The following is a 21,217-nucleotide window of genomic DNA, read 5'->3' on the forward strand; positions in this document are numbered from 1 at the left end:
CCATTTGAAAGGAGCACCTTTACGTGCCATCAACTAAGCAAAAGAATTTGGTGATTGTTGAATCACCTTCAAAAGCAAAAACTATCGAAAAATATTTGGGACGTAATTATCACGTAGTTGCCAGTTTGGGTCACGTTCGTGATTTACCTAAGAGTCAGATGGGTGTCGACATCGAACATGACTACGAACCAAAATATATTTCTATTCGTGGTAAAGGTCCAGTTATAAAAGATCTCAAAAAAGAAGCAAAAAAAGCCAAACGTGTTTATCTGGCAGCCGATCCGGATCGTGAAGGGGAAGCCATTGCCTGGCATGTCTCACATTTACTAGGTTTGGAAGATGACGGAAAGAACCGTGTTGTCTTTAACGAAATTACTAAAGACACCGTTAAACAAGCTTTTAAATCACCTCGTTCAATCGATATGAACCTCGTTGATGCTCAACAAGCACGTCGTGTTTTAGATCGTTTGGTAGGTTACTCAATTTCCCCAATCCTTTGGGCTAAAGTTAAGAAAGGCCTCAGTGCCGGTCGTGTTCAATCAATCGCTTTGAAATTAGTGATTGAACGTGAAAATGACATCAAGAAGTTTATTCCTGAAGAGTACTGGACTATTGAATCAGTTTTCAAACATGATAAAGATAAATTCAAAGCTAACTTTTACGGATTAAACGGTAAAAAGGCTGAATTAAAAGATAATGCTCAAGTACAAGAAGTATTGGGTAAAATCGATAAGAAAAAAGATTTCAATATTGATAAAGTTACTAAAAAAGAACGTAAACGTATGCCAGCTGCTCCATTTACAACTAGTTCGTTGCAACAGGAAGCTAACAAACGTTTAAACTTCAAGACTCGTAAGACCATGATGATTGCTCAACAACTATATGAAGGAATCAACTTGGGACGTAAGGAAGGTACTGTTGGTTTAATTACTTATATGCGTACTGATTCCAAGCGTATTTCAAAAGTCGCTGAAGCAGAAGCTTCTAAGTTTATTCATGAAGAATACGGTGAACCTTTCGCAATCGTCAAAGAACGTAAGGATAAGAACCAAGAAGGTGCACAAGATGCCCATGAAGCTATCCGTCCATCTTCAGTATTCCGTACACCAGCTTCACTAAAAGAAATTCTTAGCCGAGACCAATTCAGGCTTTACAGCTTGATCTGGTCAAGATTCGTTGCCAGCCAAATGACACCAGCTGTTTTCGATACAATGACAGTTGACTTGTCACAAAATGGCGTAATGTTTAGAGCTAACGGTTCAAAAATTAAGTTTGAAGGTTACCGCAAGGTTTACCAAAGCACATCTGATACTTCTAAGAAGGATAATATTCTTCCTGAATTAAACGAAGGCGACAGTGCTAAATTACAAAAGAACGATCCAGCACAACATTTTACTCAACCACCTGCAAGATTTACTGAAGCATCACTTGTTAAGGCTTTGGAAGAAAATGGTGTTGGTCGTCCATCAACTTATGCACCAACAATTGATACGATTCAACGTCGTTACTATGTTAAATTGAATGGTAAGAGTTTTGAACCAACTGAATTAGGTGAAATAGTTGATAATTTAATTCAAGATTATTTCCCAGATATCGTTAATATCGACTTTACTGCTCATTTGGAAGATGAACTCGATGAGATTGAAGAAGGCAAAGAGGATTGGGTCAAGGTTGTTGACCACTATTACAAGCCTTTTGCTAAAGAACTTGAATCAGCTGAAGATAAAATCGAAAAGGTCCAAATCAAAGATGAACCAGCCGGCATGGATTGTGATATCTGTGGTGCACCAATGGTTATCAAAATGGGTCGTTACGGTAAGTTCTACGCTTGTTCACGTTTCCCAGATTGTCGTAATACTAAGCCAATCGTTAAAGAAATCGGTGTTGTTTGTCCTAAATGTAAGAAAGGCCAAGTTATTGAAAGAAAATCAAAGAAGAATCGTATTTTCTATGGTTGTTCAAGATATCCTGACTGTGACTTCGTTTCATGGGATAAACCAATCGGTCGTGATTGTCCTAAAGATGGCCACTACCTTGTTGAAAAGAAGGTTAAGGGTGGTCGTCAAGTAATTTGTCCAAACGGAGATTATGAAGAGGATATTCAAAAGTAATGAAAGAAAAAAAATTAATCGATAAATTTGTTGATAATTTAATGATTAATCATCGCTACTCGGAAGAAACAAAAAAATCTTATTTAGAAGATATAGATAATTTTGTTTCTTTTTTAAACCAAAATGGTGGATTCCATGGATTCACTAAGGTGACGCGTATCGATGTCGATACATATTTGACATATTTAGATGAAAAAAACTATGCGGATGAAACAATTGCCCGTAGAATCTCCGCATTGCGGTCCTTTTACAACTTCTTAGTCAAAAATAAATTCATCAAGGCAAATCCCTTTGATTTAGTACAATTGCGTCACAAAGGCCGTAAATTGCCCCATTTCTTTTACGAAAAAGAGATGACGCAACTGTTCGAAGCAGTCAAAGGGAATGACCCACTTTCCCAAAGAAATTCAGCATTATTAGAATTGCTCTATGCCACTGGCATGCGAGTGAGTGAGTGTGCTAATCTATTAATAGATCAACTGGATTTTTCTAATGAAATAGTTTTAATTCATGGTAAAGGCGACAAGGACCGCTATGTGCCCTTTGGAAGCTATGCTAAGAGTGCATTAGAGACTTATTTTGATCAAGGTAGAAAGACGTTGATGCTTAAAAACCATCAAGATCACGAGTACGTTTTTGTAAATAGTCGTGGTAAAAATTTGACTAGTCGTGGAATCGAATATATTTTGGATCAGATAATCAAGAAAACTAGCTTGACATCCGATATACATCCGCATATGATACGTCATACATTTGCCACACACATGCTTGATCATGGTGCTGATTTGCGGACGGTTCAAGAGTTACTGGGACACTCCAGCCTTTCAACCACGCAGATATACACTCATGTGACAATGGAACATTTACAAAATGATTATAAAAAATATTTTCCAAGATAAGAGGAAGGTAAATCAATGACTACAATAGTTGCTGTTAAACATGACGGTCACACTGCGATTGCCGGTGATGGTCAAGTTACATTAGGTGAAAAATATATTATGAAGGGCTCAGCTCACAAAGTAAGACGTATCTTTGACGATAAAGTCGTTATTGGTTTTGCTGGTGGTGTTGCTGACGCAATTACACTTCAAGATTGGCTAGAAAAGAAACTTAAAGCATATTCAGGTAATTTGAAACGTGCTGCAGTTGAATTAGCTCAAGATTGGCGTAAGGATCCAACCTTACAAAAACTCGAAGCAATGTTGATTGCAATGGATAAGGATAATTTGTTACTTATCTCTGGTAGCGGTGAAGTTATCGAACCTGACGAAGATGTTGTTTCAATTGGTTCTGGTGGTAACTTTGCGCAAGCTGCTGCGATTGCTATGCAACGTCATGCAAAAGATATGGACGCCCAACAAATTGCTGTAGAAGCAATTAAGATTGCATCAAGTATTGATATTTTTACAAACGAAAATATTATTTCCGATAAATTTTAGAGTGGAGATTAGTAATAAATGGACACATTAACCCCAAAAGAAATTGTTGCTAAACTAGATGATTATATTATTGGTCAAACCGATGCTAAGAAAGCCGTAGCGATTGCTTTATACAACCGTTACCGTCGGATGCAAGTACCTGCAAAATTGCAAGCTGAAATCACACCAAAGAATTTGATGATGATTGGACCTACTGGTGTTGGTAAAACTGAAATTGCTCGTCGTTTGGCAAAAATTGTCAACGCACCTTTTGTAAAGGTTGAAGCAACTAAGTTTACTGAAGTTGGTTATGTCGGTCGTGACGTTGAATCAATGGTTCGTGACTTGGTTAGCGTTGCAGTAACAATGGTCGAAAAAGAAAAATTCGACGAAATCAGACCTGAAGTTCGTCGCGATGTTGACAAGAAATTGGTCAAGTTGCTCGCTCCTGGTGTTAAAAAAGAACAACGTCAAAATAATAACAACGACTTCATGAGCATGCTCAACAACATGCAAAATGGTGGTCAAGGTTTAGGTAATATCTTCAATAACGCTGGCGATACAGTGGATGAAGATCCTGATGCTAATGCTGATGTAACTGATGAAGTACGTGATCAACGTTTGTCAGTTAAAGAACAACTTGATAAAGGTTTGCTTGAAAATGAAGAAGTAACTATCAAAGTTGAAGAGTCTAAAAAAGTTGGTGCCATGGGCGACCAAATGGGTCAAATGGGTATCGACATGTCAGGCATGATGGATTCTTTGGTACCTAAGAAGACCATTACTAGAACATTGCCAGTTAAGGAAGCACGTGAATTGTTGATTCAACAAGAATCACAAAAACGTGTTGACCATGATGAAATTTATCAAAAAGCTATTGAAAGAACTCAAAATAACGGAATTATCTTTATTGATGAGTTTGATAAGATTGCTGCTGGCGACAAACGTAATTCTGGTGAAGTTTCTCGTGAAGGTGTGCAACGTGATATCTTGCCTATCGTTGAAGGTTCACAAATTGCTACTAAATATGGTCCCGTTGATACAGACCACATTTTATTCATTGCTTCTGGTGCTTTTGCCGAAAGTAAACCTAGCGATTTGATTGCTGAACTTCAAGGACGTTTCCCAATCCGTGTTGAATTGAATGACTTGACTGAAGACGATTTCATTCAAATTTTGACAAAACCAGACAATGCTTTGACAAAGCAATATGTAGCGCTTACAAGAGCGGACGGAATACATTTAACTTTTACTAAAGAATCTGTCGAAGAGATTGCAAAAATTGCTTTTGAATTGAATAATAGTAATCAGAATATCGGTGCAAGACGTCTTTCTACTGTCTTGGAAAAAATCTTGGCAGATATTTTGTATGAAGGACCTGATATGCAAATGGGCGATATAACCATTACTCGTGAATATGTCCACGAACAAGTTGGTAAGATTGCTTCAGATCAAGATCTTTCACGTTATATTCTTTAGGGGGAAAAACATGACAGTTTATCAATTGAAGAACGACTTCTTAACATTAAAGGTTAATTCTTTAGGTGCTGAAATGAACAGCATCAAGAATAACGAAGATTCAGAATTTATCTGGCAAGCAGATCCAAAAGTTTGGGGACGCCATGCACCTGTATTATTCCCAATTGTTGGACGTTTAAAGGATGACCATTACTTTGTTGACGACAAAGAATACAAGATGACACAACACGGTTTTGCTCGTGATCAAGAATTTGCTCTTGATTCACAAACAGATTCAAAATTAGTTTTGAGTTTGACAACTAGTGAAGCTAGTCTTGCTAAGTATCCATATCACTTCAAGTTGAGAATTGTTTATCAACTAGTTAAGGATACTGTTCAAATTTCTTATTTAGTTGACAGTATGGAAGAATCAGAAGATATGTACTTCTCAATTGGTGCACATCCCGGATTCGAAGTACCTTTCGATAAAGGTCTTAACTTCGAAGATTATAAAGTTACTGTTGATCCAGCCGAAACAAGAACTCATATTCCAATCGACAACCACTTAGTTAACCTAAATGGCGAAACAAAGGTTGAAAATCAAAACTTCCCAATGACACGTGACTACTTTGTTGATGATGCTGTTGTTTACCGTTTGAATGAACCAGCAGAAGTAACAATTGCTAGTGACAAGTCAGATCACAAGTTGACACTAGATACTGGTAACGCTAAGTTCTTCGGTATGTGGTCAACATATCCTGATGAGAATGGTAAGTTTATGTGTATCGAACCTTGGTGGGGACTTGCAGATAAGACTGACTCAGATAACAATCTTAAAAATAAATATGCTATTAACAAATTGGCTCCTAAGGAACAATTCGAGGCATACTTCAGCATTTCCGTCAAATAGTTAATCAAAAAGCTCAACATCCGTTAAAGGTGTTGAGCTTTTTTAGCTATCATTTTGATTATTTCAAAGCAGACATTTTTTTAATGTTGGTAATGAGACGCTTTCGTGATAATTATCTTTGAGGTACTTCTGAATTTCAGTGACTGTATCATGATGCTCTGATAGTGATTTTATAAATATTCTTGCTTCATTTGTTAGTGGACCTCTTGTTGAGCTAGTTTTTCTAAAGTTACCGTTGAATTTTTGAGTCTCAATTTCAATAGGCTTAGAGTCTTCAACAAGCTTTAATTTTATTTTGGGCTCAGGCGTAGTAATAACAGCCGAGTTTGACTCAGCTGCTACAGAATTGGCTTGTTCGCTTAATTCAGCATCTTTTTGCTTCAATTCGTGCTGCAATGAATCAATAGTCAATACTAAGTCCGCAGTAATGCTCTTATATTGGTTAACTTTATTTTCATAAGACCTGATACGAGCTAATAAAGTATTGAGTTCTTTTTTAGTCCAAACTATGGCGTCATTACTTAAGCTGATATAGCCTAAAGTATCATCTTTGTGAACTTGAATCGGTTTGATTGGTCCAGTAGGGGAGTCTTCAAAAGTACCGTAGGGGATGTTTTTAAAATATCCCTTTGTATGGGCGGTGTAGGATTTGGTGGTTCCATGGAGGGAGTTTTTAACATCCTCAATAAAATCAGAAACAATTTTAACCAGCCTGTCTTTATCTTTGTAATGAATTATTAAAAGTGGAATGTTGTTCTTATTACAGTAATCTAAACGAGCAGTACCATTGGAACTAAGTCGCCTTAAAGCCTCATGGGCGCCTGTACTGCTGTTTTTAGCTTTATAGTGCTGCGAACCGTTGTATTCGATAATTGCCAGGAAACCATTAATATTCAATGCAAAATCGACTGGTAATAGCACATTCTCAGCTTTACTTATTAGGTTGGGAAATGTTCGTTCACGATCAAAAACTATTCTCAGGTTATTTAAAATTCCAATGATCTGTGATTCTGGCACCGATGGTTGTATCACGATTGACCTCCTCAAATAAGTTAACTTTATTTTAAAGGAAGTGGTCTAGACTCGTCTAACGTAAAACCTTAAAATACCTATAGAAAACGTTTGAATAGATATGGTTTTCGACGTTATGAAAGATTTAATTGTGTCAGTAATAGAATTACTATAAAGGCTTGTTGATGGTCTAAAGGATTAGAACTTTTTATATACTGGAATCAAATAGATAATTATTCGGAAGGGCATTGAAGATGAAGCTTGCTGATAAATATAATTTAACAGTTAAAGAAAATACTTTTGTAGTCAAGAAAAATCTTGTGGCATTAATACATTCAAATTCTAAATTCGAAGGTATTAATACGACATTGCCGCAAACAAAAACAATTGTTGAAGGTATGGGCGTCTCAGGGGTGAGTATTGAAGCAATAGGTGTAATTGTTAATTTGAAACGTGGTTGGGAGTACGTTATTAACTCAACTGACAAATTTGATAATAATTTGGTGAGGAAAATAAATGGAATAGTTGCTAGGGATGATGATATTGATTCTGTAGCTATAAGAACTGGGAATATTCAAATCAGTGGGGTTGATTATGAACCCAAAATACCGACTGAGGAAGAATTAATCAGTGACATAAATATGTATACTCACAATGAATCTGAGTCCAAAACTCAAAATATCATTGAACTGATGTACAAAATGATGCGAAAGCAATATTTCTGGGATGGTAATAAGAGAACGGCTATTTTATTTGCAAATTATTATATGATTAGAAATGGGTTAGGCGTTCTAAATATTAATGAGCAGCAGATGGAAGAATTCAATGAACTGCTTTCAGCTTATTATAATAGCAACGATATGACCGTAATATTACGGTGGACATATGATAATTGTATTTATGGGATTGATCGTTAAAATATCCTAAACAACTAATTCATTTTTAAGAGCGTAAAAAAAAGAGTTGATAACGACATCAACTCTTTTTTGAATTATTTCATTCCTGTCTGACTCTTACCGCTGACAGTTCCATTAGTGAAGTTAACAACGAAGTTAGCTCCAGTACTACCAGATACACCAGAAGAGTACGTAAAGCTCTTAGATGTCTTGTCAGAACTGAATGACTCGCTATAACCGTTAGGCTTGCCGACGTTAGTTAGGACAGTACTTTCTTCCATACCATTTTGAACCGAACTATAAGCATCCAGACCTAATTTCTCAGAACGAACAGCTTTGAGACCACTGATGGCTTTAGCAATCGCATGACCATTAGCAAAGGTAACTTTCAGACTTGATCCAAGTTCACCATTTTCGATGTTATTCCAAGTATTGACTTCAGTTTTAGCATTATTGGCTGTTGAAGTGGATGTCGAAGATGGCCTTCCAAGTAATCGTTGAACAGTTTTGATTGGTGTACCACTAGTTTCGTTGAGAAAAATACCGCTGTATTGGGCAAATGTAACGCCAGGCTTCTTGGCTACTTTCTTTTTAGTAGTTTTCTTTGACTTCGAAACCTTAGTAGTTTGACTGAATGGACCAGTTTTAGTCATTTTCATCCCGCCGATGCCACCACCAGCTAGTAAAAGAATTACGATGATAGTCCAAAACCACCACCGTTTATAAAAATGTTTCTTTTTATGTTTTAAAGAACGGCGAAATTCCGCTCTTGTAGGCAAATTATTGTTAAAGTCCATAATCGACCCCCTCCCCGAATTGATAACGCTTTACTATTATTCTATCAGTAACAGAGAATGATATGACTTTTATAAGCAAATTTTTACGATTATTTTATATTTTATTTCAGCTTTTTTTGAGAACTTTTTTTGATAGTTCATTTTCGTGAATAATAAATCTGATGTAACTTGTGATATGTGCTTTTTATGTGCAATTCAGCGTGGATAAAAAAAAGCCCATAATCAATCGATTATGAACTAGAAAAATTACTTATGAGTTTTTTCTTGAGCTTCGCGTTGTTGCTTTTTGTACCGTAATCCAATTGGGACGAGGTTTTCTTGACCCTTCAAAAGTCGCTTGATATTAGGAATATGACGATAATAAATAATGACAGTAACAATTGCAGCGACAGCTGTTAGGATCCAATCGTGTAAGAATAGTGTCGCAATCGTAAAGAATAGAACGGTTGTAAGACTAGCTACACTGACCATACTTGTGATATAAACGATTGAAGCTAGAACGATAAAGCAAATCACGAAAAGTAGGGGATTATAGGCGAGCAAGATACCAGCACTAGTGGCAACGGCTTTACCACCTCGGAATTTCAAGAAAATTGAGTAACAGTGTCCAATAACGGCACAGATTCCGACGAAAAGAATTAGATGACGATTTAGCCCAAAGAAGACGGGCATTAATGCACCCAGAGTTCCTTTTAAGATATCGATCACTAAAACGACTGTTCCAGCGACTTTACCAAGAACTCGGTAAGCGTTAGTTGTTCCGACATTTCCACTCCCGTATTCAAAAATATTTTTGTGGAAAAATACTTTTGCTATTATATAAGCGGTTGGAAATGAGCCAATTAGGTAGGCTAAAATTACACAAATGAGAAGTTTCATTAAAAAATCACTCTCTCAGCTTTATTTTTTGGTATATTGTAACTCTATGGTGTTTTAACAAGAATTATAAATACCAACCTAGACATTATCCACTATTTTACCTGAAATTAAAAGATTTCTCTTGAATACGAACGTATATTCGTATATCGTTGATAGTGTTATAATACTAGAATATCGGATTTGTAGTAAATGAAAAGGAATGATATAAATGCCAAAATCATCTTATGATGATTCGTCAATTCAAATCCTTGAAGGATTAGAAGCTGTACGAAAAAGACCTGGTATGTACATTGGTTCCACTGATTCACGTGGATTACATCACCTTGTCTATGAAATCGTTGATAATGCGGTCGATGAAGCTTTATCAGGATTTGGTAAAGAGATCAATGTCACAATCAACAAAGATAGCAGCATTACGGTAGTTGACCATGGACGTGGGATGCCAACAGGGATGCATGCTTCTGGTAAGCCAACGATTGAAGTTATCCTAACAGTACTTCATGCTGGTGGTAAATTCTCAGAAAATAGTTACAAAACGTCTGGTGGTCTGCACGGTGTAGGTTCATCAGTTGTTAATGCTTTGTCAGAGTGGATGACAGTTCGTGTTGTTCGTGACGGCAAAGTTTATGAAGAACGCTTTGAGAATGGTGGTCACCCAGTTGGAACCTTGAAGAAGACTGGTACTACCAAAGAAGGTAGCGGAACAACAATTAGCTTTAAGCCTGATAAGACTATTTTTCAGACAACAAAGTTTAATTATGACACCTTAGCCGAACGTTTGCGTGAGTCAGCATTCTTGCTCAAGGGTGTTAAGTTCACTATCACTGACAAACGTGGCGAAGAAGAGAAACAGGATGTTTTCCATTATGAAGATGGGATTCAATCATTCGTTAAGTATTTGAACGAGGACAAAGATACACTTGGTGGCATCTTCTATATCGAAGGTGAGAATTCCCAAATCGAAATCGAGTTCTCCGGTCAATACAACGATGGTTATTCTGAAAATATTATCTCCTTCGTTAATAATGTTCGTACTGCTGATGGTGGGACGCACGAAGCCGGAATGAAGTCTGGTTTAACAAAAGCTTTCAACGACTATGCTCGTAAAGTTGGCTTATTGAAGGAAAATAGTAAGAACCTCGAGGGTAGTGATGTCCGTGAAGGGCTCTCAGCTATTATTTCCGTGCGTATTCCTGAAGAAATTCTTCAATTTGAAGGTCAAACTAAAGGTAAGCTAGGTACTCCTCAAGCACGTTCTGCTGTGGATCAACTAGTTTACGAACAAATGAGTTTCTACTTGCTAGAGAATGGTGAGCAAGCTCAGATGTTAGTTAAAAAGGCTTTGAAGGCTCGTGAAGCTCGAGATGCCGCTAGAAAAGCGCGTGAGAGCACTCGTAGTGGTAAGAAGAACAAGAAGACTGATGGTCTATTGTCTGGTAAGTTGACACCTGCTCAATCAAAGAACTCAGATAAGAATGAACTATTCTTAGTCGAGGGTGATTCTGCCGGTGGTTCTGCTAAGCAAGGCCGTGATCGAAAGTTCCAAGCTATCTTGCCATTACGTGGTAAGGTTTTAAATACTCAAAAAGCTAAACTTGAAGATATTTACAAGAACGAAGAAATCAATACGATGATCTATACGATTGGTGCTGGTGTAGGAGCGGACTTTAAACTTGAAGACCGTAACTATGACAAAGTTATTATCATGACTGATGCCGATGATGATGGTTCACATATCCAAATCTTGTTGTTGACCTTCTTCTATCGCTACATGCGTCCATTAGTTGAGTCAGGACATGTTTACATTGCCTTGTCACCACTTTACAAGCTTCAAAAAGGTAAGGGTGCTAAGACTCAAATTAAGTACGCTTGGACTCCTGATGAATTACAAGCAGGAATTAAGCAAATGGGTAAAGGATATGACCTGCAACGATTCAAAGGTCTTGGTGAAATGAATGCCGATCAATTATGGAAGACAACTATGGATCCAGAAAATCGTATTTTGATCAGAGTTAATATCGATGATGCAGCGTTAGCTGAACGTCGAGTAACTACATTGATGGGTGATAAAGTTAAGCCACGTCGTGACTGGATCGAAAATAATGTTCGTTTCAATGGTACCGAAGAAGGGGACAATATTTTGGAAAAAGTCGATGATGAGACTGACCCCATCGATAGTAAAATCGTTGACGATTTATTGAATAAGGAATAGGTGATAAATAGTGACTGAAAATTCTCCTAAAATTCAAGATATCTCGCTCGAAAAAATCATGGGAGATCGATTTGCGAGATATTCAAAATCAATTATTCAAGAGCGAGCTTTACCAGACATTCGTGATGGTTTAAAACCGGTTCAACGAAGAATTTTGTATTCAATGTTTTTGGATGGCAATACTTATGACAAAGGCTTTAGAAAGTCTGCCAAAGGTGTTGGTAACGTCATGGGTAATTTCCATCCCCATGGTGATTCATCAATTTATGAAGCTATGGTTCGTTTGTCGCAAGACTGGAAGTTACGTAATCCCTTAATTGAAATGCACGGTAACAACGGTTCAATGGATGGTGATCCACCTGCTGCTATGCGTTATACCGAAGCACGTTTAAGTAAGATTTCTGGTGAAATGTTACGTGATATCAACAAAGAGACTGTTGATGAAGAATGGAATTTTGATGATACCGAAAAGGAACCAAAGGTTTTACCAGCACGTTTTCCTAACTTATTAGTTAACGGTGCAACTGGTATTTCTGCCGGTTATGCGACAGAGATTCCACCACATAACTTAGGCGAAGTCATTGATGCCACAATCAAGATGATTGATAAGCCGGATGTTACTTTGGAAGAACTCATGCAAATCGTTAAGGGTCCTGATTTTCCAACTGGTGGTATCTTACAGGGTAAAGATGGTATCAGGGATGCTTACCGTACTGGTCGTGGAAAGGTCTACTTGAGATCTAAGACCAATATTCAAGAGCTACGTGGTCACAAGTCACAAATCGTGATTACTGAAATCCCTTATGAAGTTAATAAAGCACTGTTAGTTAAAAAGATGGATGAAATGCGTGTCTTGAAGCGTGTTGATGGTATCGCTGAAGTTCGTGATGAAAGTGACCGTCAAGGATTGTCGATTGTTGTTGAATTGAAGCGGGATGTAGACGCCAATGGTATTCTAAATTACCTCTTCAAAAACACCGATTTGCAGATTTCTTACAACTTTAACATGGTTGCCATTGCTGACATGCGTCCTCAACAGGTCGGTTTAGTTCAAATCCTGAAGGAATATATTAAACACCAAGAAGACGTCGTCTTACGTCGTAGTCAATTTGATATGGCTAAAGCTAAGAAACGTTTGCACATTGTTGAAGGTTTGATCAAGGCTTTGTCAATTCTTGATAAAGTGATTAAGACTATCCGTGGTAGTAAGAACAAGTCTGATGCCAAGAATAATTTGGTAAAGGAATATCAATTTACCGAAGAACAAGCAGAAGCCATTGTTTCCTTACAGCTTTATCGTTTAACTAATACTGACGTTACTGATTTGCAAAAAGAAGATAAAGGCCTCAGAAGCCAAATCACATCATTGAACAAAATCATTGATGATCACGCTACTTTGATGAAAGTTATTAAAAAAGAAATCAAAGAAGTTCGTGACAACTATGCCGATAACCGTCGGACTAAGATTGAGGATAAGGTTCAAGAAATTGAAGTTGATACTCGTGTCATGGTTGCCAGTGAAGATGTTCGTTTGCTCGTCAGTCATGATGGTTATGTTAAACGTAGTAGCTTGCGTTCTTATCAAGCATCTACGGGCGATAATAACGGTCTAAAGGATGAAGATTATCCAATCATTGATCAAAACGTCAATACATTGGATCACCTGTTTATCTTTACTGACAAAGGTAATTTAATCTATCGCCAAATCTTTGAAATTGAAGATAGTCGTTGGAAAGATATGGGTTCGCATTTATCCCAAGAGATTGGTTTGGATGCTGACGAGTCAATTCTAAAAGCCTTTGTCTTCAAGGACTTGAAAGAGACTGGTAATTTCTTAGCTGCTACAGCTGAGAATTACATCAAACAAGTTGCTTTCAGTGATCTTTTGCCAGGACGGACATACAAGTCTCGTGCTTCGAAGTATTGCAAGTTAAAGAGTGCTGATGCTCGAGTAATGAATGTTTATTATGTTCCAAAGGACGCAAGCAACTTGATTTATGTCTTTACAAAACATTCATATGCCTCAGCCTTTCCAATCACAGAAGTACCAGTTGTCAGTGGTAAAGCCATTGGTGTTAAATTTGTCAGTCTCAAAGATGACGATGAAATTGCTGGTTACTTTATGGCAACAGATGAAAATGACAAGATTGCTGTTTTAACGCAACGTGGTTCATATAAACAAATGAAATTATCAGAAATTCCTGTTACAAGTCGTGCTCGTCGTGGTGTCTTGACGTTACGTGAGTTGAAACGTCAGCCACATCGCATCATGCTTGTAACTAATATTTCAAACGAAATGGATATTTCAATTATTACCGATACAAATAAAGAAATTGAGATTGATCGAGCAAGTCATCAGAGTACAGATCGCTATTCTAACGGATCCTTTATCATGGACCCAGCAACTGATGGTAATCCAGTGAGATTTGTGAAAGAAATTGAAGAAAAATAATGATATAAACAGCATAGTTTAAGTTAATATAGTATTATTAACTTATTGAATATATTATTTTTTACTTCACAAATACCTAGGAGGATTCTTTTATTGCTGGACGAAAAATCAAGAAGGGTCTTTAGCTCCAAAGCTTTAAATTACTTTGACGAACTAACTAAAAATATGAGTTATACGAAAACGGCGCAATTATTGGGTATTACCCAGCCGGCTTTGACACAGCAGATTAAAAAAATCGAACGTGTCGTTGGTGCACCGTTGTTTTACAGTGTTGGTAAGAAAATCTATCTAACTGATGCTGGAACGTCACTACTCAAGGCAACACATCAAATGTTTGATTTGATCAATAATGTGACTGATCATATTCAACAAGCTTCTTCAGAAAAGAGCGGTACAATCAGCATTGGCTTACTTTCAACGGCTGAATCAATCGTAATTGAAGATTTCATTGTTGAATATAACCGTATCAATCCTAATGTTGTGATTGATCTGAACCTTTTGACACGTAAAGAACTCTGGGATAATATCCAAAATAACCAAATTGATATGGCTATCATGTATTTGCCTGATAAAAATATCAAGAGTTGGAAAATTTACAAGTCTAAAAAGATCATCAGTGATAATATTATGTTGATTCACAATAACGAGAAATTTAGTCGAAAAGAATCAGTCTGTTACAAGGATGCTATTAGTAAACCTTGGGCCACTTATCTGAAGACTTATTATTTTTCAGAGTTATTGCGAGAACGACTCAGGGATGCACTGGTTGATTCACCCCAAGTTGTTGCTAGATTCTCATCACCTTATCAACTTTTGAAGTTTGCACAAGAGTCAGAGGACGTTTATACAGTTCTACCATTGAGTTTTTGCATTGCGCACCGATCAATGTTTAAACTTTATCAAACACCACTTGAACCAGCCATATCAAGTGATTTATCATTTGTATATCGGGAAGACAAAGAGAAGATTCCACGAATTGAGGAATTCTTGAGTGAGTGGGATAACTTCTTAGATAAAGTAAGTTATATTGATCGTCTTAAATCTTCTAGATAAATTTTATAAAGGGGTATAGTACACATGCCAAAGGAAAAAGAATTAGTATTTGGACACAAGAATCCTGATACAGATGCTGTTTCAGCAGCTATTGCTTATTCATATCTACAAAATCAATTAGGTTTTAACACAGAAGCCGTTGCTTTAGGTGAACCAAACCTAGAAACAAAGTTCGTTTACGATCACTTCAACGTTAAGTACCCACGTATCATCTCAGCTATCAATGGTGAAGTTAAAAAAGTTATGCTTGTTGACCACAATGAAAGACAACAAAGTGTTTCTGACATCGATGATGTTGAAGTTACACACGTTGTTGATCACCACCGTATTGCTAACTTTGAAACTAAATTGCCACTATATTACCGTGCTGAACCAGTTGGTTGTGTAAGTACAATTATCTGGAAGATGTACCTTGAAGATGATGTTGAAGTTCCTGGCCAAATTGCTGCTATCATGGCTTCATCAATCATTTCAGATACATTGCTATTGAAATCACCTACAACTACTGACGAAGATCGTGCTGCTTTGAAGAGCCTATCTGAAACTGCTGGTATCGACTACGAATCATATGGTCTTGAAATGTTGAAAGCTGGTACTAACTTAGACAGCAAGACAACTCAAGAACTTATTGACATGGATGCCAAGAGTTTTGATATGAATGGTACAAGTGTACGTGTTGCCCAAGTTAACACAGTTGATGTTAATGATACTTTGAAGCGCGAAAGCGACTTTGTTAAGGATATCAAGGCTGAAAATGACAAGAATGGTTACGGCTTGTTCGTACTCTTGATCACTAACATCCTTACAAGTGACACAACTGGTATTATTATCGGTGCAGATGACGCCATTGCTAAGTTTGAAACAGCTCTTAATACTAAGGTTTCAGACAACAAGGCTGCATTGCCTGGTGTTGTATCACGTAAGAAGCAAGTTGTTCCTCCACTAACAGAACAATTTGACTAATTAATTATCTTTGAAAACACTTTCATAGACGCTTTGTAAAAAATAAGCCTCCCATTTTATTAAAAAATGGAGGCTTATTTTTTTGAACTTTCGTCGAAATTTGCTATTTCTATTGGTGTCATTGGTCTAAGATAATATTATGTAGTTGACTGTCAGAAGGCTGGTTGAGAAATCAGAAGAATAATCAGTGAAAGATGAGCAATAAATATTATGTAAATCTTGAAAACGTATTCGTGTTTCTGATATAATACTTGCATTGTCCAAAACCAATTTTACTTTGGTGAGTCCAATTGGTTTTAATTCGAGTGTTTTAAAAAGGGAGTTTTAATTAATGAATGCATTAAATCTGTTAATTGGCCTTATGCCAATGATTGGATGGGGACTATTCCCAATCTTAACCGGTAAATTCGGCGGAAAGCCTGTTAACCAAATATTGGGAACAACGTATGGTACTTTGCTTTTTGCTATTGTCGTTGCCTTAGTTCGTCAGACACCAATGTTGTCCGGCAAAGCCTTTCTATTTACCTTCTTATCAGGTGTGTTCTGGTCAGCGGGTCAGATCCTAGTATTTTATGCTTTCGCGGAAATGGGAGTTTCCAGAACCATGCCAGTATCAACTGGCTTCCAATTAGTTGGAGCTTCACTTTGGAGTGTTATTGTCCTTGGGGAATGGGCAACAGGTAATGCTAAATTAATTGGTTTCTCAGCTATCATTTTGATTATCTTCGGTGTTTGGTTGACAACGTATAGCGAGAAGAAGTTGCCAAAAGAAGATGGCGGTATGAATGCTGTCAAAGGTGTGTTATTAGTTGCCTGTGCGGAAATTGGCTACCTTGGTTACTCAGCCTTCCCACAAGCAGTTAGCGTCAGTGGATTTTCTGCTTTCTTGCCACAAGCTCTAGGTATGGCAGTAGTTGCAACTGTCTTTGCAATTGCTACAAAAGGTAATCGTGCTGAAAAGCCATTTAAGACTAAGAGTTCATACACTAACATCATTAGTGGTTTATTCTTTGCTTTTGCGGCCTTGACATACTTGATTTCAGCTAGACCATCCGTTAATGGATTAGCAACAGGCTTTATCCTTTCACAGATGAACGTTGTTATTGCCACACTTGGTGGAATTTACATCTTGCATGAAAAGAAAACTAAAAAAGAAATGGGCTTTATCTTAGCTGGTTTAGTTCTAGTTGTAATTGCTGGTAGCGTTACGACTTTACTATAATTTACTTACGAGAGTGTGACAAAACATGGTCAACTTTCGAGCATTAAGGCAAATATGGACTGTAATCCAAAATCGGATTACAGTCCATATTTGGTTTAAGCGGAAAAAAGTTAAGTCTTGTTGCACGTTTAATGCTGCATACATAAGACAAAAATAGTTAAAAAAAAGAAGAACATTTCTGTTCTTCTCAAAGATGTTTGAAATTTATTTCTTCATATAATTAGTGGGTTCAAAGTATTTCTGCAAAAGGCCAATTAATAAATCGGTAATAACCGCCATTAAGGCAGTAGGTAAGGCACCAGCAAGAATCAATGGTGCACCATCGGTAGCGTTAGTCCCCCGGATGATTAAATCTCCTAAGCCACCAGCTCCAACGAAGGAACCAATAGCTGTATTACCAATAGCAACAACCATCGCAGTACGAATACCGGACATGATAACTGACATGGCCAGTGGCAGTTTGACTAAGTACAGTAGCTGTATTTTAGTCATTCCCATACCTCGTGCAGAATCGATAACATGGGGGTCAACATTGCGCATCCCCGTGTAAGTATTTTTCAAGATAGGTAGTAATGAGTATAGAAAAATCGTGACAATGACGGTATTAGGTCCTAAGCCAAGCACTAGCATGATAATTGATAACATGGCTAGGGAAGGGACTGTTTGGATGACGTTGGCGATACTAATAATGAAGCTGCCAAGTTTATAATGATTAGCGATGTATATTCCTAGCGGGATCCCAATTATGACCGCAATTAGGACACCATAGAATGAAATTAAGAAATGTCGACAAAACTGTTGTAGGATATATATTCCATTGTGCGTAAAATAAAAAATTAATTGTCTCCATAGCGGCTGATCAGCCATTATTTTTCACCTCTGAAATAGTTGTTTTTTTGTAAGAATTCATGAGCGACATCTGCCGGTTCTCGGAGATTATTATCGACTTCGTAATTCATCGTTTGCATTTGAGATAGAGAAATCTTGCCGTCCAAACGATGAAGTAAAGGTTTTAGTTCAGGATGTTTACGTAACAAGCTATTATTGACGACCATACTAGTGTCATATGGTGGGAAGAAATGCTTGTTGTCAGGAAGTATCTTCAAGTTGTAACTCTTGATACGACCATCGGTGGAATATCCCAGAACAGCCGACATCTTACCAGCAGCAACGGCTGAATACACTAGTCCAACTTGCATTGGATAAACTCGCTTGAAAGTGAATCCATAAGTGTCAGAGAAAGCTGGATAACCATCATCAGGACGATTTATCCAAATGTTATCAGCACCGATATTCATGTTTGGAGCAATCTTTTTCAAATCACTGATATTATGTAAGTTATATTTTCGAGCAATTTTTTGCGTTACCAACATATTATACGTATTGGCAAATCCATACGTTGGAAACCAAGTTTGATCGAATTCTTTTTTATATAATCGTTTAACGGTTCGATTAGCTTTCGTCCGATTCTTGATTGGCTTATGTTTCAAAGTGGCAATTAACTCATCACCAGTAAAGTTTTCAGCAGCGATATCAGCGTTATTACGCATTAAAGCAGCATGGACTAATTGATTGGAACCTAGATTATTGACGATTTCAGTATGGTAGTCAGTTTCGTGTGAAATAAGTTCCATGATTATTTCGGACATAATCATCGATTCCGTGGTTGAAAGGCTAGCTACACGAATAGTATCTTTTGTGCCAGAGCCTAATCCGGGCCATCCACAACCAGAAACAAACAACATGGTCATGAGCGATATGAGGGTAAAGACTTTTTTAAATGTTTTCTTCATAATTACACCTCACTACGTTTAGTTTTTGGTGTAACTCTTTTTTCGAATAATCCTAATAGATAATCGGCAAGAATCGCCAAAATGGTAACTGGAATTGTACCACCAATGATAAGGCTAGGGTTGTAAAGATTTAGTCCGTTAAAGATGAAATCACCTAATCCACCGGCACCGATGTATGATGCCAAAGTAGACCAAGAAATTACATAAACAGTTGAGAGCCTGATACCAGACATTATAATAGGCATGGACATAGGGATTTCAACTTTAAAAATGGACTGCATCGTGGTCATTCCTAGGCCTCTGGCAGCGTCTAAAAGATTCTTGTTGACCTTTTTCATACCAATATAAGTATTACGTAAAATTGGCAACAATGAGTAGATGAATAGGGCCACAATGGCTGGAACTTTTCCGATACCAAAGATTGGAATCATCAAAGCTAGCAATGCTAAGGAAGGAATCGTTTGGAGCATCCCTGAGATAGACATGACATACTTAGCTGTTTTGTCGTAGCGAGTCAAGATAATGCCAAGAGGAACCGCAACAATAATTCCGAGGATAATGGCGAAAGCTGAGATATAAATTTGTTCCCAGGTTTTGATTATTAATTCAGAGCCATGCTGGTTCAGAAAGGTAATCATGCATTATCACTCTCCTTTGCAATTGAATCAGGTAGTTTGATACCTTCAGGATTATCTAATTCTTCACTACCCCAGATGGCGTCATAAATGATATTGACTAGTGAGGCTCGGGTAACGATTCCAATTAAATTGTTGTCATCGTCGATTACAGGGACATATTTGTATCCTTGCTTCAAAATATGTTCACTTGTATCACGCAGATATGACGTTGTCTTGACCTTAAAACGATTTGGTAGGTAAATGTCCGAGACGTTCGAATATTTTGAGTAGCGGTCGTTTATGGTCTCTAGATCGATATATCCCTTGAGCTTGTTATTATCATCCGTAACTAATAGGGTATCGGTATGTTTGACACTCATTTCACGAATTGCTTCAGCTAATGATTGACCAAGAGTAATCTTTGCTGGATCTTTCGACATGATGTCACTGACTGAAAGAGTATTTTGTTGAGCTTGGAGTAAACGCTCCTCACCTAATAGGTCTTTGACAAAGTCAGAAGCGGGATGCTGTAAGATATTATCCGGTGTATCATCTTGAATGATATTGCCGCTATCCATAATAACAATGTGGGTAGCAAGCTTTAAAGCTTCATCCATATCGTGGGTAACGAAGATAATCGTCTTACCAAGTTCTTCTTGAAGGTGTTTGACCAGTTCTTGTAGATCATCTCTAGTGATAGGATCAAGGGCACCAAATGGTTCATCCATTAAAATGATATCTTGATCAGCTGCTAGAGCTCTGACAACACCAATTCTTTGCTGCTGCCCACCAGATAGTTCAGCTGGATAACGTTCTAAATAGCTTTCTGGCAACTCAGCCAGTTTAATTAATTCTTTTGCCTTACGATCCATTTTAGCCTGTGGCCACTTAAGTAGTTTAGGAACCAAAGTAATATTATCTTTGATGGTCATGTGAGGCATTAGTCCATTATTTTGAATAACATAACCGATAGTGCGACGTAATTTAACTGGGTCATATGATTTAAGATTTTTGCCCTTAAAAATAATCTTTCCACGACTAGGTTCTATCATGCGATTGATCATTCTCATCGTTGTAGTTTTTCCGGAACCAGATGTCCCAATTAGACAGACGAATTCCCCCTCATTAATCGTTATATTTATATTCTCGACGGCATCATTGCCGCCACGGTAATTTTTTGCTACATCTTGAAATGAAATTATTTCTTTCGCGGTCTGCATAAATCCTCCTATAAAGTGATTAACATTAGCTATAGTACAATGATACCGAGACTAATTCAAAAATCGGTGAATGTTTTCATGCCAAAAGTGGTTGTCAAACGCAACTATAACAACAAAGTCAGTAAATTTATCTTTTTAGAGCGTTTTGTATTAATTGGGGATGATATTCGTTGGCTAGACAAAAAAATAGAGCCACAGGCAAGTT

Annotated in this window: 18 protein-coding genes; 11 read left to right on the forward strand and 7 right to left on the reverse strand. The window is 37.3% G+C overall.

Features of this window, described 5'->3' with window-relative positions; genetic code table 11:
- Nucleotides 1–23 precede the first annotated feature (23 nt).
- The 5 genes from topA to JP39_RS05565 are packed head-to-tail and all read left to right on the forward strand — an operon-like array spanning nucleotide 24 to nucleotide 5,897.
- Complete coding sequence (gene topA / locus JP39_RS05545; RefSeq protein ID WP_041501630.1) at nucleotides 24–2,111, forward strand: type I DNA topoisomerase; 2,088 nt, start codon at nucleotides 24–26, stop codon at nucleotides 2,109–2,111.
- Nucleotides 2,111–3,010 (forward strand): tyrosine recombinase XerC, encoded by a 900-nt coding sequence (gene xerC / locus JP39_RS05550; protein WP_041501629.1) that lies wholly within the window; start codon nucleotides 2,111–2,113, stop codon nucleotides 3,008–3,010. Before topA ends, xerC begins: the two co-directional genes overlap by 1 nt.
- 15 nt (nucleotides 3,011–3,025) lie before the next feature.
- Nucleotides 3,026–3,550, forward strand: a complete 525-nt coding sequence (gene hslV / locus JP39_RS05555; protein WP_041501628.1) for an HslVU peptidase proteolytic subunit — start codon at nucleotides 3,026–3,028, stop codon at nucleotides 3,548–3,550.
- Between the two features lie 18 nt (nucleotides 3,551–3,568).
- Entirely contained in the window at nucleotides 3,569–5,008 is a 1,440-nt protein-coding gene (hslU, locus tag JP39_RS05560) for an ATP-dependent protease ATPase subunit HslU (protein WP_041501627.1), read from the forward strand.
- A gap of 10 nt (nucleotides 5,009–5,018) precedes the next feature.
- Nucleotides 5,019–5,897: an aldose 1-epimerase family protein gene (locus tag JP39_RS05565; RefSeq protein WP_041501626.1), complete on the forward strand. Its 879-nt coding sequence runs from the start codon at nucleotides 5,019–5,021 to the stop codon at nucleotides 5,895–5,897.
- A gap of 63 nt (nucleotides 5,898–5,960) precedes the next feature.
- Here the strand turns inward: JP39_RS05565 and JP39_RS05570 are convergent, their stop codons facing one another.
- Nucleotides 5,961–6,929, reverse strand: coding sequence for a hypothetical protein (locus tag JP39_RS05570; RefSeq protein ID WP_041501625.1), 969 nt, complete (start codon nucleotides 6,927–6,929; stop codon nucleotides 5,961–5,963).
- 233 nt (nucleotides 6,930–7,162) lie between these two features.
- On the opposite strand from JP39_RS05570, the gene JP39_RS05575 reads away from it, so the two are divergent.
- Nucleotides 7,163–7,825: a Fic family protein gene (locus JP39_RS05575; protein WP_041501624.1), complete on the forward strand. Its 663-nt coding sequence runs from the start codon at nucleotides 7,163–7,165 to the stop codon at nucleotides 7,823–7,825.
- A gap of 74 nt (nucleotides 7,826–7,899) precedes the next feature.
- Here the strand turns inward: JP39_RS05575 and JP39_RS05580 are convergent, their stop codons facing one another.
- Both JP39_RS05580 and plsY read right to left on the reverse strand, forming a co-directional pair.
- Nucleotides 7,900–8,601: a DUF3862 domain-containing protein gene (locus JP39_RS05580; RefSeq protein ID WP_048698971.1), complete on the reverse strand. Its 702-nt coding sequence runs from the start codon at nucleotides 8,599–8,601 to the stop codon at nucleotides 7,900–7,902.
- A 246-nt stretch (nucleotides 8,602–8,847) separates the two neighbouring features.
- Nucleotides 8,848–9,480 (reverse strand): glycerol-3-phosphate 1-O-acyltransferase PlsY, encoded by a 633-nt coding sequence (gene plsY / locus JP39_RS05585; protein ID WP_041501623.1) that lies wholly within the window; start codon nucleotides 9,478–9,480, stop codon nucleotides 8,848–8,850.
- Nucleotides 9,481–9,688: 208 nt separating this feature from the next.
- Between plsY and parE the strand changes: the two genes are divergently transcribed.
- The 5 genes from parE to rbsU all read left to right on the forward strand — a co-directional run bounded on the left by parE (nucleotide 9,689) and on the right by rbsU (nucleotide 17,382).
- The gene (gene parE, locus JP39_RS05590) at nucleotides 9,689–11,692 is read left to right on the forward strand and encodes a DNA topoisomerase IV subunit B (RefSeq protein WP_041501622.1); all 2,004 of its coding nucleotides are present in this window, start codon (nucleotides 9,689–9,691) and stop codon (nucleotides 11,690–11,692) included.
- A gap of 10 nt (nucleotides 11,693–11,702) precedes the next feature.
- A complete protein-coding gene (gene parC / locus JP39_RS05595) occupies nucleotides 11,703–14,144 on the forward strand; it encodes a DNA topoisomerase IV subunit A (RefSeq protein WP_137619779.1) in 2,442 nt (813 codons plus the stop codon).
- 93 nt (nucleotides 14,145–14,237) lie between these two features.
- Nucleotides 14,238–15,197 carry a LysR family transcriptional regulator gene (locus JP39_RS05600; protein ID WP_082330653.1) on the forward strand — a complete coding sequence of 320 codons (960 nt, stop codon included), beginning with the start codon at nucleotides 14,238–14,240 and terminating at the stop codon, nucleotides 15,195–15,197.
- 24 nt (nucleotides 15,198–15,221) lie between these two features.
- Nucleotides 15,222–16,160 carry a manganese-dependent inorganic pyrophosphatase gene (locus JP39_RS05605; RefSeq protein ID WP_041501620.1) on the forward strand — a complete coding sequence of 313 codons (939 nt, stop codon included), beginning with the start codon at nucleotides 15,222–15,224 and terminating at the stop codon, nucleotides 16,158–16,160.
- Nucleotides 16,161–16,491: 331 nt separating this feature from the next.
- Complete coding sequence (rbsU, locus tag JP39_RS05610; protein ID WP_041501619.1) at nucleotides 16,492–17,382, forward strand: ribose/proton symporter RbsU; 891 nt, start codon at nucleotides 16,492–16,494, stop codon at nucleotides 17,380–17,382.
- A 204-nt stretch (nucleotides 17,383–17,586) separates the two neighbouring features.
- Here rbsU and JP39_RS05615 read toward each other — a convergent pair whose 3' ends face one another.
- Genes JP39_RS05615 through JP39_RS05630 form a run of 4 tightly spaced genes read right to left on the reverse strand, consistent with a single transcriptional unit; the run spans nucleotide 17,587 to nucleotide 21,012 of the window.
- Nucleotides 17,587–18,249 carry an ABC transporter permease gene (locus tag JP39_RS05615; protein WP_041501618.1) on the reverse strand — a complete coding sequence of 221 codons (663 nt, stop codon included), beginning with the start codon at nucleotides 18,247–18,249 and terminating at the stop codon, nucleotides 17,587–17,589.
- Nucleotides 18,249–19,175 (reverse strand): osmoprotectant ABC transporter substrate-binding protein, encoded by a 927-nt coding sequence (locus tag JP39_RS05620; protein WP_041501617.1) that lies wholly within the window; start codon nucleotides 19,173–19,175, stop codon nucleotides 18,249–18,251. The genes JP39_RS05615 and JP39_RS05620 overlap by 1 nt, the downstream gene beginning before the upstream one ends.
- Before the next feature lie 2 nt (nucleotides 19,176–19,177).
- Complete coding sequence (locus JP39_RS05625; RefSeq protein ID WP_041501616.1) at nucleotides 19,178–19,813, reverse strand: ABC transporter permease; 636 nt, start codon at nucleotides 19,811–19,813, stop codon at nucleotides 19,178–19,180.
- Nucleotides 19,810–21,012: a betaine/proline/choline family ABC transporter ATP-binding protein gene (locus tag JP39_RS05630; protein WP_041501615.1), complete on the reverse strand. Its 1,203-nt coding sequence runs from the start codon at nucleotides 21,010–21,012 to the stop codon at nucleotides 19,810–19,812. The genes JP39_RS05625 and JP39_RS05630 overlap by 4 nt, the downstream gene beginning before the upstream one ends.
- Nucleotides 21,013–21,217: the final 205 nt, after the last annotated feature.

The sequence above is a fragment of the Companilactobacillus heilongjiangensis genome (genome assembly GCF_000831645.3).
GTDB lineage: Bacteria > Bacillota > Bacilli > Lactobacillales > Lactobacillaceae > Companilactobacillus > Companilactobacillus heilongjiangensis.